The sequence below is a fragment of the Streptomyces sparsus genome, from assembly GCF_054776295.1.
Genome location: NZ_BAAHCA010000051.1, coordinates 1 through 13,794, shown reverse-complemented (window position 1 = coordinate 13,794; position 13,794 = coordinate 1). Strand labels below are relative to the sequence as shown.

Sequence of the window (13,794 nt, the reverse complement as noted above, 5' to 3'; positions counted from 1 at the left end):
GCCGCCAAACGCCCGATCGCCGCCACCGACGCCCCCTCCTGATCGCTGGCGCCGGACGTCCCCCCGCCGAACGTTCCGGGTGGCGCACGCCGCCCAGCGCCGTGGCGACGTGCTCGCACCCTCCCGCGGCACCGGACGCGTCGTGCCGTGCGTCCCGCTCGGCGCCGGTGTGCCGGTCCGTCAGTGCTCGGGCCGGGCGGCGGTGGCCAGACCGGCGAGCACCCCGACACCGGTGGCCACCGGGCTGAAGCTGAGCGCGTTGCTGACACACGCCAGGATCGCGATGGCGGTCAGCGCCGCGGCGGCCGTCAGCACCAGGGGCGTGGCGGCGGGGGAGCGGCCCAGGGCCAACAGCAGCCAGCCGAACGACGCGGCCAGCAGCAGCAGACCCGGCGTCCCCTGCTCCGCGGCCATCTGCAGGAGAGCCGAGTGCGGCCTGGCCTCGCCCTGCGGTGCCGCGGCAGCCGCCGGGCTCAGGTCACCGAACCGGCCGGGACCGGCTCCGTGCACCGGATGCTGCACGGCCAGGTCCGCCGCGTCCTCGGCGGCGCACAGCCGGGTGGCCAGGGCGGCGACCGCGCCGGTACGGACGGCGGTCAGCTCGGCACCGTCCAGCAGCGCGGTGACGCGGCCGGTCTCCAGGTCGGTCAGCACGACCACACCGTGGATGAGCGGCAGCCCGCGCCCGGGATTGCCCGGGGTGAGCGTGGTGACCTTGACGCTGCCGAAGCCGCGCGGTTCCCAGACGGCCGCTCCGGCCAGCAGTTCCCGCTGCGGCCCGTGCTGGACGACCGTGCGGGGCGGTGAATGGGTGCGGCCCGCGGCCAGGTCGCCGAACATGCCGGCCAGCGCGTCGACGACCCGCGCCGCGCGGTCCGCCCCCGCCATGTCCGCGGCGCCGATCATGATCGGCCAGGTCATACGGCGGCCCCCTGCGCGCTCAGCTCGGCCACGACCTCGATGATCAGGTCCTCCTGCCCGGCGATGGCCTGGCGCCGGCCGAGTTCGAAGAACACGTCGCGCGGGTCGACCCCGGCCCGGGCGGAGTGGGCGAGCACCTGGTGCTTGAAGCCGGAGAACACCCCGGCCAGGCCGCTGACGATGCTCAGCGAGCCGGTGACCGGTGGCGCGGGCATCAGCTCCCGCTCGGCGAACTCGGCGGTGTCGAGCAGCTTGTAGAGGTCGATGCCGGTCCGGTACCCGATGCGTTCCAGCACCGGCACCAGCACCTCCAGCTGGGTGTTGCCCGCCCCGGCGCCGAAGCCCCGCGCGCAGCCGTCGATGACGGTGGCCCCGGCCCGCGCGGCCGCCATGGAGTTCGCCACGGCCAGGCCGAGGTTGTTGTGCCCGTGGAAGATCACCGGCACGTCGACGGCCGCCGCGATCGCGCCGATCCGTTCGGTGACGTCCTCGGGCAGGAAGTGCCCGGCGGAGTCCATGATGCCCACGCCCTGCGCGCCGAAGCCGACGGCGCGGGCGGCGTGCTCGGCCAGTTCGGCGCCGGTCGCCATGTGGCTCATCATCAGCACGCAGTGCGCCTCCGCCCCCTCCTCCCGCAGGAGTTCGAGGTGGCGCTCGGCCAGGGACGTCTCCGTGCAGTGCACGCCGACGCGGATCACGTCGGCACCGTGCGAGATCGCCTTGCGCAGGTCGTCGGAGGTGCCCCAGCCCGGCAGCAGGAACACCCCCATCCGGCTGTGCCGCAGGGCGTCCCGCACGGTGGACAGCATCACGTCGTCGCTGACTGCGGCACGCCCCACCTGGAGGGAGGAGGCGCCCAGCCCGTTGCCGTGGCCCACCTCCACCACGGGGACGCGGGCCGCGTCGGCCGCCTCCGCGTAGCCGCGCAGCGCCTCGACGCCGAGCTGGTGCCGCACGGCGTGCTGGCCGTCGCGCAGGGTCGGGTCGTGGATCACCACCGCGTTCATCGTCTCGCCCCCGTTCCCGCGGCCCGGGCGAGCCGGGCCGCGTGCTGCTCGGCGACCAGGACGGCGGCCGAGTTGATGATGTCCAGGTTCCCGGCGTACCGGGGCAGCACGTCGCTGTCGGCGGTGACCTCCAGCGAGACGGCGACCTGGTCGCCGTTCACCGTGCAGGCGAGGACCTCGTAGCCGGGCGCGAACGTCCGCACCACGTCGGCCGCCTCGGCCACCACGGCGCGCACCGCCTCGGCGTCGGCGCCGGGGACGACCGCGTGCACGGTCGTCCGGAAGGTCGCCGGGGGTACGGCCGGGCTGATGTTGAGGATCGCCTTGGCGTCGCGCACCCCGGAGAACGTGGAGATGGCGCGCTCGGTGGTCGCGACGTACTCGTCGAGGTTGAGCCGCGTCGCGCGGCCCGCGCTGTCGCTGGCCACCGTGGAGACGACCTCGACGTACTCCACGGTGAACCGGTCGGCGAGCGCGTGCGCGATCGGCACCGACGCCTGCCCGCCGCAGCTGATGAGGCTGACGTCCCGCCCGGTCGGCTGGTCCGTGCCCGTGACGGTCGGTACGACCATCTGCCCGAGGTGGCTGGGGGTGAGGTCGATCAGGAGACTGCCGGACGGCTGGAGCAGCCGCCAGTGCTCGGCGTGGGACATCGCGTTGGTGGCGTCGAAGACCACGTCGAACGGGCGCGGAGCCGCGAGGATCGCCTCGATCCCGTCCGTGGCGGTGGGGTAGCCGAGCCGCGCCGCGTGGCGCAGCCCCTCCGACTCGGGGTTGCGGCCGGCGACCAGGGCGCACTCCAGCACCGGTGAGAGGTGCGTCTTGCTGACCAGGTCCTGTCCGATGGCCCCGGTGCCGATGACGGCGACGGTCAGGGGCTCGGCGGTGTGCGGCCCGACGGCGGGCACGTGCTCAGCGGACCTCATGGCCGGCCTCCTCACGCCTGCCGGTGCCGCCGGTCCTGCCGAACCGGGCGGCCCAGGAATCCCCGCGTGCCAGCGTGGCGTGGGCCATCCGGGCGAACGGCGGGCCGACCATGGCCGCGTCCAGGACGGCGATGCCGCCGTCCGCCTGCCGCACCGCCTCGGCGACCCGGCGTGCCCTGTGCAGGCTCTCCTGGTCGGGCCGCAGGGCGGCGTTGATGGCCGGCAGCTCCTTGGGATGCACGGTCGCCTTGCCGTGGAAGCCCAGCTCGCGTACCCGCTCGGTCTCCTCCGCGAGCACCGACGGCTCGGCGAGCCGGAAGTTGGCGGTGTCGATGCAGGCGGTCCCGTAGCGGGCGCAGGCCATGGCCATCACCTGCCGGGCGTGCAGCAGACCCGCCCAGGTGATCGGGACGCCCAGCGTGGCGGCGAGGTCCGCCGAGCCGAGGACCAGCCCGTCGGCGGCGGCCGCGATCGCGTCGACGTCGGCGACGGCGGCCGGGGTCTCCAGGGTCACGTAGACCTCCGGGTGCGCCCCCGCCGAGGCGAGGGTGCTCCGCAGGAGGGTCACCTCGACCGCGCTGTCCACCATCGTCATCACGACGAAGCCCGGCCTGACCGGCGACTCGGCGAGCATGACGAGGTCGTGGAGCGCCTCGGGGGTGCCCAGCGGATTGACCCGGACGGCGACGTTGGCGGGCTTCGGGGCCTTTGCCAGCGCCGCCCGGAACGCCTCCCGCGCCGCGGCCTTCTGCCGCTGCGGAACGGAGTCCTCCAGGTCGGCCAGGTGTACGTCCGCGTCGTAGGACCAGGCGCTCACGAGCCGGTCCAGCGACAGCGCGGGCGTGTACAGGATGCTGCGCGGTATCGCGCGGGCGGTGCCGGTCATGGTGCCGTCCCCTCCGCGCGGGCGGCCGGCTCAGCGCCCACCTCGATCAGGACCTGGGCCAGTCGGCGGATCTCCTCCGGCGTCTGCCCGGACCGCATCATGACGCGTAGGCCCGCCGTTCCCCGGGCGACGATCGGGAAGAACACCGGGGAGACGTAGAAGCCGGCCTCGAAGACCCGGCGGCCCGCCTCGATCACCGTGTCGTCGCCCATCGGCACCAGCCGGATCGGGAAGGTGCTGCCCGCCTGGTCGGTGCCGACCAGCGAGTCGAAGAGCTCGATGTTGCGGTAGAGCCCGTCCTGGAGGGTGGTCAGCTCGGAGGTCCGGTGGATCTCCGCCGACGCGAGGCTCGCCCCGACCGAGGGGGTGTTCAGCAGCTGCGAGTAGTTCAGCGCACCGCCGAAGCGCTCGATGACGCGCAGGGTCTCCTTCGACTGGCCGTCGAGCACGATGGCCGCGCCGCTGGTGCCGAACGCCTTGTTGAGCGTCATCACCGTGATCGTGCGCTCGTCCAGCACCGGGCTGTGCGAGCGGACGTAACCGATGCCGCGCCGGCCGTAGGCCGACAGCGAGTGGGAGTCGTCGTAGTAGACCAGCAGGCCGTACCTGTCCTGGAGTTCCGCCAGTTCCTTGACCGGCGCGTACCCGCCGAGGCTGTCGCTGCCGTCGCAGACGTAGGCGACCTGGGCGTACTTCTTGCAGGCGTCCTCGATGAAGTCGAGGTCGTGGTGCGGCGAGGTGACGACCTCGGTCTCGTCGGCGCAGACCGGCTTGACGTTGGCCATCGAGATGTGGGCGTTCCTGTCGAAGATCATCAGCGGCCGGGTGCCGTTGCCCAGGTGGCCGGAGGCGATCAGCGGCAGCAGCCCGAACGTCGCGGTGCTGGCGGCGATGGAGCAGACGACCTGGGCGCCGAACAGTTCACCCAGCGATGTCTCCAGCTCCCGCATGGCCGGTATCTGCACCCGGCTGCGGGCTATGCAGTGGTCCAGCACGCCGTAGCGGCGGAGCGCCTCAATGCCGCCCTCGACGACCTTGGGATGGGAGTCGAGATCCAGGTAGGAGCAGCACGAGAAGTTGACGAACTCGTGCCCGTCGGGAACGAACTCGTGGCCCTCGGTGGTGCGCAGGCGGCTGCCGTCGTAGTCGGCGACGATGCCCGCCAGGCCGTTGCGCTCCGACATGTCCCAGAACTCGTTGCCGATACCGATCAGCTTGTCGTTGTTGCGGTACCGGTGGGTGGGGGTGATGGTGATGCGGTCGGTCATGACGCCGCTCCGGCGGGCTCGTAGTTGTAGATGCCTTTGACCTTCCGGAACACGGCCGTGTACATCGCCACACCGAGCACGTACGGACGGCGGAAGATCTTCGGGTTCCTCAGCCAGAAGTTGACGTTGATGTTCATCTCGTCCAGCGACTCGGCCTGGTGCCACCAGCCCAGCGGCAGGTAGAGCATCTCGCCCGGCTCCAGGATCAGTTCGCGGCGCTGGGCCAGCTTCGCGGCGAGCTTCGGGTAGCGCGCCCAGTCCACGTCGTCGAAGTCGAAGACCTGGGACTTGTCGCCGAAGCCGTCCTTCAGCGACCGCGGGTAGTACTCCCAGAAGCCGGGGGGCGCCAGGACGAAGCGCTTGCGGCCCTCCAGGCAGACGTTGAAGTTCTCCAGTTCGTCGAAGTGGCTCTGGGTGAACACGCCCCGGTGGCTGATCCACAGGTTGGCCGCGTTCATCGCCCGGTCGTAGTCGAAGAGCCGCCCGGCGTCGAAGCCGAGGATCGCGTTCACGTCGGCCGGGTTGTTGCGGATGTTCGAGACGATCCGGTTCCAGGTGCCCGGGTCCTTGAGGTACTTCTCGTCGGCGAAGAACTCCCCGAGCTTGATGTCCCTGGTGGTCCACCGCTGGTGGTTCTGCTTGTTGCTGGGTTCGGTGAACAGGGTCACCGTCATGTCGCCGAGAAGCCTGGCCACACCGTCCCGGCCGAGGCCCTCGGTACCGCGCGGCAGCGTGATGACCACGGGGACGTCGGCCCGTATGAGCGCGTCCGGGCCGAAGGCCAGGAACTCCTGGTAGGAGATGCGGGGCACCGGCAGACCCCCGAGTCGTTCGCGCCCGGGCGCGGGGCCGGTGGAGCCGGTCGGGTCGGTGGAGCCGTTGGAGCCGTTGGAGTTGGTCGCGCTCAAGGTCCGAACCTCACTGTCCTTGCTTGGGAACTGCTCCGAACACCGCCGTCTCCACAGCCTGCTGCGGAGACGGGGACGTGCTCCTGGGGCGCAGCGCGGGCTGGCCCCCGACGCTGAGCACCAGGGCGACCAGGCCGCCGCAGGCCGCCGCCCAGGCCGCCAGCGGGAAACCGCTCAGATCGGCGAGCTGCCCGCCCGCGCCGGTGCCCGCGGCGATGCCCATGGCCCCGGTGCAGGTGAGCCAGGAGAACGCCTCCGAGAGCGAACCCCTCGGGGCCAGGGACTCCAGCACCGTGCTGCCCGCGATCATGCCGGGCGCGATCGCGACGCCCGCGAGCACGGCGAGGGCGGCCATCACCGGAAAGGAGGAAGCGAACGCCAGGGGCACCGCGCTGACGGGCAGCAGACAACTCGTCAGCACGAGCAACCGCCGCTCGGAACGACGCCAGTTCACCGCGCCGTACACCGCACCGGCGGCCAGGCTGCCCACCGCCGTCAGCGCCAGCAGCACGCCGCTGAGGCCCGGCGTGTCCCGCTGCTCGGCGAACGCGATCAGCGTGACGTCGAGGGCGCCGAACTGGAACCCCATGCCGGCGTAGACGGCCATCATCACCCAGACCCCGGGCACGGAGATCGCCAACGTGGGGCGCCGGCCGGCTGTGGACGCGGACGCCGGCTCGGACCGGCTGTGCAGGGCGACGGCGATGGAACCGAAGAAGGTCAGCAGCGCACAGGCGATCAGGCCCGCGGCCGGGTGCACCGCTGTGATCAGCACCGTGACCAGCAGCGGACCCATCAGGAAGATGACGTCGTCCAGGATGGTCTCCATGGCGAAGGCCGTCCGCAGCATGTCCTTCTCGACCATCACCGTCCACCGCGCCCGCATGAACGAGGTGAACGAGACGGAGGTGCAGCCGGGCGCGACCGCCGTGACGATCATCAGCCACAGCGGCGCCTCAAGACGGACGACCACCAGCAGCAGGGCCATGCCCACCGCGTGCGCCGTGCCGGCGGTGATCAGGACCCGCCGCTGGCTGAACCGGTCGGCCAGCCGTCCGAGGACGGGACTGACCAGGCCCTGCGAGACCAGCATCGCCGCCGCCACCGCCCCGGCGTAACCCAGCGATCCGGTGACCGACGAGACCAGCAGGATGCAGCTGATGGGCCGCATACCGATCGGCAGGCGGCCCAGGACCCCCCATAACGCCAGTGGCGCGGCGCCGGGCGTGCGTAACAGCCGCAGATAGGATCCGAGCCCGCGCTTCAGGCCCGTGGTGCTCCCGGACACGTTCCCCCTTGTTGACGAGATGGCACACCGGGAGACGGGCACCGCACCCGGCCCTCCGGGATCGCCGAAGGGCCCTGTGCGCGCCGTCAGGTGGACGGGTGTTCCGGCCGCGAGGTCACGCGGACGGGCGTTCCGGCCGGCGTGTCAGCCGCGCAGCCGGGCCAGCCAGGCCTCGACCTCGTCCGCCTGCCGTGGCAGAGCCGCGGAGAGGTTCTCGTTGCCGTCCTCGGTGACCAGGATGTCGTCCTCGATCCGGACGCCGATGCCCCGGTACTCCTCGGGCACCGTCAGGTCGTTCTCCTGGAAGTACAGCCCGGGCTCCACGGTGAGCACCATGCCGGGCTTGAGCGTGCCGTCGACGTGGTCCTCACGTCGCGACTGCGCGCAGTCGTGCACGTCGATGCCCAGCATGTGCCCGGTGCCGGTCAGGGTGTACCGGCGGTGCAGACCCAGGTCGAAGACCTCGCCCACCGGGCGGTCCCCGAACAGGCCCCAGGAGACGAGGTGTTCGGCCAGCACCCGCTGGGCGGCACGGTGGAAGTCGCGGAACGCGGCGCCGGGCCGGACCGCGGCGATACCGGCCGTCTGCGCGGCGTGCACCGCGTCGTAGATCCTGCGCTGGAGAGGCGTGAAGCGGCCGTCCACGGGCACCGTGCGGGTGATGTCGGCGGTGTAGAGGTGCTCGGTCTCCACACCGGCGTCGAGCAGCAGCAGCTCACCGGGACGGGCCTGGCCGTCGTTGCGCACCCAGTGCATGACCGTGGCGTGCGGGCCCGCCGCGCAGATGGTGCCGTAGCCGACGGCGTTGCCCTCCAGCCGCGCACGGACGAAGAACGTGCCCTCGATGAGACGCTCGGGGGTCGTCTCCTCCTTGGCGAGAGCCCGCATGACGTCCTCGAAGCCGCGGGCGGTGGCTTCGCAGGCGAAGCGCAGTTCGGCGATCTCGAAGTCGTCCTTGACCAGCCGCATCCCGGACAGGAAGGAGCGGAACTCCTCGTCCCGCTCGATGTCCGCCTGGTCGCCCAGCGCGGCTTCGACGCCCGCGTCGTAGCCGCGGAGCAGGCGGACCGGACCGGTGGCCGCGTTCAGCTCGACGGTCACCTTGCGGACGTCCAGGCAGGGCATGCCGAGGAGCCGCTCGTTCTCGGTGAGGCTGTTGCGGCGGCCGTCCCACAGCTCGCCGTGGTTGTCCAGCCAGAACTCCCCGTTCTCCACCTCGGAACGCGGCCGCAGGTACATGAAGGCGTCGTGGCCGCCGTCCTGCCTGGGCTCCAGGACCAGCACACCGTCCTCGGACTTGTCGCCGGTCAGGTAGGCGTAGTCGGAGGAGGGGCGGAAGGGGTAGTCCGTGTCGTTCGCGCGGACCTTCGGATTGCCCGCGGGGACGACGAGGCGCTCGCCGGGGAAACGGGCGGAGAGCGCGGCCCGGCGCCGGGCGGTGTGCGCGGCCTGCGGGATCAGTTCCAGGTCGCGCCGCTCGGTGTCGGCCCAGCCCTGCTTCATGTTCTCGCCGAGCTCGTCGCTCACGCCCTGCACGAGACCGTTCTTCCGCTGCTTGGTGGCGTCAACCGGCTCGGGCCCGGAGGTCTGCGGGGACGTATCGGTCACTACGGTCTCCTGGATATCCATGTCGTCGCGGCCGCTGAGGGTGGGCGGCCTTCGTCTGCGGCGGGTGGTTCGGCGAACCGGGGTGGGCTGGTCGGGTGAACCGGAGCGCGTCGTTCGCGCTGCTGGAGCAGGGCGCGCCCCGCGGTGTCGGGGCCGTCCCTGCGGTGTCGGGACTCTCCCTGAGGTCTCGGGACTCTCCCCGGCTGGCTCTTCCCATGAGCCAGGACCTCACCCATGGCTACCCTGTGCGAGCGGCAACCCGTGCGTGGGCGTTCAGCTCGTCCCCCCTCATCCCCCGGTGTGACTACTCACAGTGCTGCGGCCTGTACCCGTTCACCGCCACGCGCCGTACGGTATAGCGAACGGTGACGAAAGGGTAGAGAAAAGCGTGTACGTCTCCGAGGAATCCGTCCGCGGCACGCTGGCCGCCAACCTGAAGCGGCTGCGGATCCAGCACGGGTTGTCGATCTCCGAGCTGTCCCGGCGCTCCAAGGTCGGCAAAGCGACGTTGTCCCAGCTGGAGTCGGGGGCCGGCAACCCCACTCTGGAGACCGTGCTCGGCCTCTCCCGGGTACTGCGGGTCCCGCTCTCCGACCTGGTCGACCACCGGCCCCCCGGCGCGCTGACCGTGGTCCGCGCCACCGACGTCGAGGCACTGAGCGGGGTGGGCGTCGACCTCCGTCCGCTCCGCTGGATCGAGTCCGCGGACGCCGTGTTCGAGGTGTACGACCAGCAGGTCAGGGGCGGATGCACGCAGGACTCGCTCGGGCACATCGGGACCGAGCACACCATCGTCCAGGCGGGGAGGCTCGGCGTGCGGGTGGACGGGCGCGAGGTGGAACTGGGCCCCGGGGACTACGTCGGTTTCGACGCGACGCTGCCGCACACGTACACGGCCCTCGACGGCGTGGTGCGGTCCGTACTGCTGCTCCACTGCCCCGCTGAACACCGGATGCAACTGGCCGGCCCCGGCCCGGCCCCGCGCTGCCCCGGCCACGTCTCCTCCCCGACGGTCACCCCGACGGTCGCCGATGACGCACCCGTGGCGAGCCCGTAGCCCGCCTGCGTTCGGTTTACCGAACGGCAGGCAACCCGCTGACCGATCGGCAGACGACGAGACGGACCCGGTGCACGAAGCCGCCTCACACGGCCACGAGCCGGACCCGGTCGCCGCAGAGCTTGGTCACGTCGTCGATGCCGCACGTCAGCCGGGGCGTGAGGACCCCACTCAGCCGTGCAACCGCAGGCCCTCCGCGAGCCCCCGTCTCCGTCGCCGTGCTGAGACGTCAGCACGGCGACGCGGCACGGCCGGCCACCCGGCCGTGAGGCGGTCGGACAACCGTTAGACGGACACACTGCCGTAGAGGGTGGGCAGGTCGACCAGGAGCAGGTCGTCACGGCGGTCGGCCAGTTCGCTCAGGTCGGGGTAGAAGCCGTGCAGCGAGTACAGGGCCAGGGTGGTGGCGGTGGTGTCGTAGCCCTGGTCGGTGAGCAGGGCACGGATGCGTTCCAGCCGTTCCAGGTCACCGGTGCCCCGACGGGCGACGGTCGCCTTGGCCTCACCGAGCAGAGCGATCTTCGTACGGGGTGACTGCGGGCGCTCGCCGGCGGCGAGGGCGATGACGTCGACCTCGTGTTTCGTGCGGGCCCGCGGGTCGGCCACCTCGGTGGTGCCGACCGGGCCGGGCAGCCCGCCGGGCAGCAGGGTGTGGGCGTATCGGCGGGTGAAGGTACGGGCCAGGTCCTCGAAGTGCGGTCCGAGGATCTTGGAGTTGAAGGTCGGGGTGGCCTGCTGCCACACCTGCTCGGCGAAACCCTGCTCCACCGCGGCAGCCTGCGGCAGGGTGATCAGCTGGTTGAACCGGATGACCGGGTCAGCGAGCGTGATGACCGGATGCCGGGTACGCAGGATGTCCTGCTCGCGCCGGACGTAGCCGGTCGACTCCAGCACTCCCAGAGGATGGGCGACGGCGTTGCGCGGGCGCTCCAGCGCCGCTCCGATCCTGGTGGGGGTCGTGGCGCCCTGGGCGATGGCAGTGAGGATGTCGTAGTACAGGGTGTGCTGCGTGATCCGTGGGTCTTCACGCAGCAGGTACTCCGTCTCCGTGCGGGAGTACACCGCGCGGCCGGGGTCGAGCAGCGTCCGGGCCAGCCACGTCTCGAAGCCGTCGTCCGGGTGCGGGCGGGCGGCCACCGGCCGGTATCCGGGTGCGCCGCCCAGGACCGAGTGCACCTTCAGCGCGGTCAGCGGGTCGGTGATCTGCCAGAAGGCCCGGCTGTCGCGGTAGTCGAAGGCTCCGAGACGCAGGTCGACCACAGCCCGGCCCCGCAGCGGCTGCGTCCCCGGCAGCAGCTCATGCATGACACTCATCGCGGAACCGCACAGGACCAACCGCGGCCCCGGCCCGGCACCGGGCCGCGCGCCACGCTGCCGCTCGTCGTAAAGCTGCTGGAGCAGGCCCGGGATCTCGGGCGAATGCTGGAGCAGATACGGCAGCTCGTCGATCACCAGCAGCGGACGTGACGAACGGGCCGTCACATCAAGGGCGTTGGACAGCACATCGCGCCAGTCCGTCAGGCGCAGACTGCCGGGCCGCAAGCCGGCATGAGTAGCGACCGCATCACTGAACCGCTGGATCGCAGGCAGCCGCCCCTCCTCCCGAACCGCCGTGACGTACAGACCGCCGACCTGCTCGGACAGAGCCTGCAGAAGGTACGACTTCCCATGCCGCCGACGCCCGGACACGATGCCGAGCCGCATCGCGGGATCCGGGTCGGCGAGGAACTCCGCCAGCAGACCCCACTCACGGTCCCGGTCGACCACGTCGCCCGGCTTGGCCAGCAGAGACTCCTCCACTGGACCTCCCGCACATTGACTACGACCGAATCCGTCCAAGTCTACTTCGACGGATACCGTGCACCCTGGGATTGAGCACGGCTTCCACGGCGGCAGGACCAGGGGATCAGCCGGGGAAGGACACGATCGAGCAGGCCCCCCGAAACCATGGGCCTCTACTGCTCCCGGCGCTCACCGACACGCCCGCCGGCGGGCACGAAAAATGCCCCCTGAAGCTGCGTTTCCGCAGATCAGAGGGCATCTCTCCGGTGGAGCCTAGGGGAGTCGAACCCCTGACATCTGCCATGCAAAGACAGCGCTCTACCAACTGAGCTAAGGCCCCGTCGGGGGTAAGAATACCCGCTCGGCACCCCTAATTCCGACCGGGTATCGCCCCGGACCCCCCTGCTCCGTAGGATGCTCCGCAAGTTCGCTGGCGCGAAGCGAACAGGGGACAACAGGGGAGACACGATGGACTCAGCACAGCAGGACTCCACGGCGAAGGCCCGGGAGCTGCAGAGTGCCTGGTACGGCGAACCGCTCGGCACGCTGTTCCGTCGGCTGATAGAGGACCTCGGCCTCAACCAGGCCCGTCTCGCCACGGTTCTGGGGCTCTCCGCCCCGATGCTGTCCCAGCTGATGAGCGGTCAGCGCGCCAAGATCGGCAACCCCGCGGTGGTCCAGCGGGTGCAGGCGCTCCAGGAACTCGCCCAGGAGGTGGCGGGCGGTCACATCAGTGCCGCGGACGCCACCCAGCGCATGGAGGAGGTCCGCCGCACCGCGGGGCAGAGCGTGCTGGGCGGCAGCACCCACACCAGTACGTCCGGGCAGCAGACGACGGTCAAGCGCGCCGTCCGGGAGATCCAGTCGCTGCTGCGGGCCATATCCGACGCACAGGACATCATCGAGGCGTCCCAGTCCCTCGCCGACAGCCACCCGGAACTGGCGGAGTTCCTCCGGGTCTACGGCGCCGGCAAGACGTCGGACGCGGTCAAGCACTACGAGGCGCACCAGGGCTGAGCGCCCACGGCTGGGGCAGCGGCGGCAGCGGGCACGGAGCAGGCGAGAGAACGGGCGCGACAGCATGGGTGAGGTCTTTGCCGGCCGGTACGAACTGATCGACCCGATCGGACGGGGCGGCGTCGGCGCGGTCTGGCGGGCCTGGGACCACCGCCGCAGGCGGTACGTCGCCGCGAAGGTCCTCCAGCAGAGCGACGCCCACACCCTGCTGCGCTTCGTCCGCGAGCAGGCCCTGCGCATCGACCACCCCCACGTGCTGGCGCCGACCAGTTGGGCCGCGGACGACGACCAGGTCCTGTTCACCATGGACCTGATCAGCGGTGGCTCACTGGCGCACCTCATCGGTGACTACGGGCCGCTGCCGCCGGTGTTCGTGTGCACCCTGCTCGACCAGCTGCTGTCCGGGCTCACGGCGGTGCACGCCGAGGACGTCGTGCACCGCGACATCAAGCCCGCCAACATCCTGCTGGAGGCGACCGGTACCGGCCGCCCGCACCTGCGGCTGTCCGACTTCGGCATCTCGATGCGCAAGGGCGAGCCCCGGCTGACCGAGACCAACTACGTGGTGGGCACGCCCGGTTACTTCGCCCCCGAGCAGATGCTCGGTGCCGAGCCGGACTTCACCGCGGACCTGTACGCCGTCGGCCTGGTCGGGCTGTACCTGCTGACCGGAAAGAAGCCCGACGCCCAGTCCCTCGTCGAGTCCTACGAGCACGGGATGCCGCCGGCCCCCGAAGGCGTGCCCGCACCGCTGTGGGAGGTCCTGGGAAGCCTGCTCCAGCCGGACCCGCAGGCCCGCTTCCGCACCGCGACCGGCACCCGCAAGGCCCTCGCCGGCGCGGTGGAACTGCTCTCGCCCGACACCGACGACAGCCGCGGTGCCGACAGCGGCGACAGCGGCGACAGCGACACCGACGACAGTGGTGCCGGCAGCGCGGGCAGGCCCGGCGGTCCGGAGGTGGTGGAGGTCTTCGACCACATCGGCCCGCTGCCACCCGGCTACGGCCCGGACGGGCCGGAGGGCCCGAAGGAAACGGCGCAGGCCGAGGCCGACGCCTCGACCACCGGCAGCTTCCACCTGGCCCCGCCGCAGCCGTCGGCACCGGCCGCGACGCCGTTCCGGGAG

12 protein-coding genes and 1 tRNA gene are annotated in these 13,794 nt (G+C 71.5%); 3 read left to right on the top strand and 10 right to left on the bottom strand.

Features of this window, described 5'->3' with window-relative positions; translation table 11 throughout:
* Window positions 1-180 precede the first annotated feature (180 nt).
* The 8 genes from ACYVE9_RS05780 to ACYVE9_RS05745 all read right to left on the bottom strand — a co-directional run bounded on the left by ACYVE9_RS05780 (window position 181) and on the right by ACYVE9_RS05745 (window position 8,833).
* Window positions 181-921: a hypothetical protein gene (locus ACYVE9_RS05780; protein ID WP_461026623.1), complete on the bottom strand. Its 741-nt coding sequence runs from the start codon at window positions 919-921 to the stop codon at window positions 181-183.
* A complete protein-coding gene (gene dmpG, locus ACYVE9_RS05775) occupies window positions 918-1,928 on the bottom strand; it encodes a 4-hydroxy-2-oxovalerate aldolase (protein WP_461026622.1) in 1,011 nt (336 codons plus the stop codon). The genes ACYVE9_RS05780 and dmpG overlap by 4 nt, the downstream gene beginning before the upstream one ends.
* Entirely contained in the window at window positions 1,925-2,854 is a 930-nt protein-coding gene (locus tag ACYVE9_RS05770) for an acetaldehyde dehydrogenase (acetylating) (protein WP_461026621.1), read from the bottom strand. Before ACYVE9_RS05770 ends, dmpG begins: the two co-directional genes overlap by 4 nt.
* Window positions 2,841-3,740, bottom strand: coding sequence for an HpcH/HpaI aldolase/citrate lyase family protein (locus ACYVE9_RS05765; RefSeq protein WP_461026620.1), 900 nt, complete (start codon window positions 3,738-3,740; stop codon window positions 2,841-2,843). The genes ACYVE9_RS05770 and ACYVE9_RS05765 overlap by 14 nt, the downstream gene beginning before the upstream one ends.
* The gene (locus ACYVE9_RS05760; RefSeq protein WP_461026619.1) at window positions 3,737-5,008 is read right to left on the bottom strand and encodes an 8-amino-7-oxononanoate synthase family protein; all 1,272 of its coding nucleotides are present in this window, start codon (window positions 5,006-5,008) and stop codon (window positions 3,737-3,739) included. Before ACYVE9_RS05760 ends, ACYVE9_RS05765 begins: the two co-directional genes overlap by 4 nt.
* Window positions 5,005-5,826, bottom strand: coding sequence for a cupin-like domain-containing protein (locus tag ACYVE9_RS05755; protein ID WP_461026624.1), 822 nt, complete (start codon window positions 5,824-5,826; stop codon window positions 5,005-5,007). The genes ACYVE9_RS05760 and ACYVE9_RS05755 overlap by 4 nt, the downstream gene beginning before the upstream one ends.
* A 100-nt stretch (window positions 5,827-5,926) precedes the next feature.
* Window positions 5,927-7,204 (bottom strand): MFS transporter, encoded by a 1,278-nt coding sequence (locus ACYVE9_RS05750; RefSeq protein WP_461026618.1) that lies wholly within the window; start codon window positions 7,202-7,204, stop codon window positions 5,927-5,929.
* A 144-nt stretch (window positions 7,205-7,348) separates the two neighbouring features.
* Window positions 7,349-8,833, bottom strand: a complete 1,485-nt coding sequence (locus tag ACYVE9_RS05745) for an aminopeptidase P family protein (protein ID WP_461026617.1) — start codon at window positions 8,831-8,833, stop codon at window positions 7,349-7,351.
* Between the two features lie 367 nt (window positions 8,834-9,200).
* On the opposite strand from ACYVE9_RS05745, the gene ACYVE9_RS05740 reads away from it, so the two are divergent.
* A complete protein-coding gene (locus tag ACYVE9_RS05740; RefSeq protein WP_461026616.1) occupies window positions 9,201-9,869 on the top strand; it encodes a helix-turn-helix domain-containing protein in 669 nt (222 codons plus the stop codon).
* Between the two features lie 285 nt (window positions 9,870-10,154).
* On the opposite strand, the gene ACYVE9_RS05735 is transcribed toward ACYVE9_RS05740, so the two are convergent.
* The gene (locus ACYVE9_RS05735) at window positions 10,155-11,669 is read right to left on the bottom strand and encodes an AAA family ATPase (RefSeq protein WP_461026615.1); all 1,515 of its coding nucleotides are present in this window, start codon (window positions 11,667-11,669) and stop codon (window positions 10,155-10,157) included.
* 249 nt (window positions 11,670-11,918) lie between these two features.
* Window positions 11,919-11,991 (bottom strand) — tRNA-Ala (locus ACYVE9_RS05730).
* 128 nt (window positions 11,992-12,119) lie between these two features.
* Between ACYVE9_RS05730 and ACYVE9_RS05725 the strand changes: the two genes are divergently transcribed.
* Together ACYVE9_RS05725 and ACYVE9_RS05720 are read left to right on the top strand one after the other, a co-directional pair.
* A complete protein-coding gene (locus ACYVE9_RS05725) occupies window positions 12,120-12,668 on the top strand; it encodes a helix-turn-helix domain-containing protein (protein WP_461026614.1) in 549 nt (182 codons plus the stop codon).
* 64 nt (window positions 12,669-12,732) lie between these two features.
* Window positions 12,733-13,794, top strand: a 1,062-nt coding sequence (locus ACYVE9_RS05720; protein WP_461026613.1) for a serine/threonine-protein kinase, incomplete at its 3' end; no start/stop codon positions are given.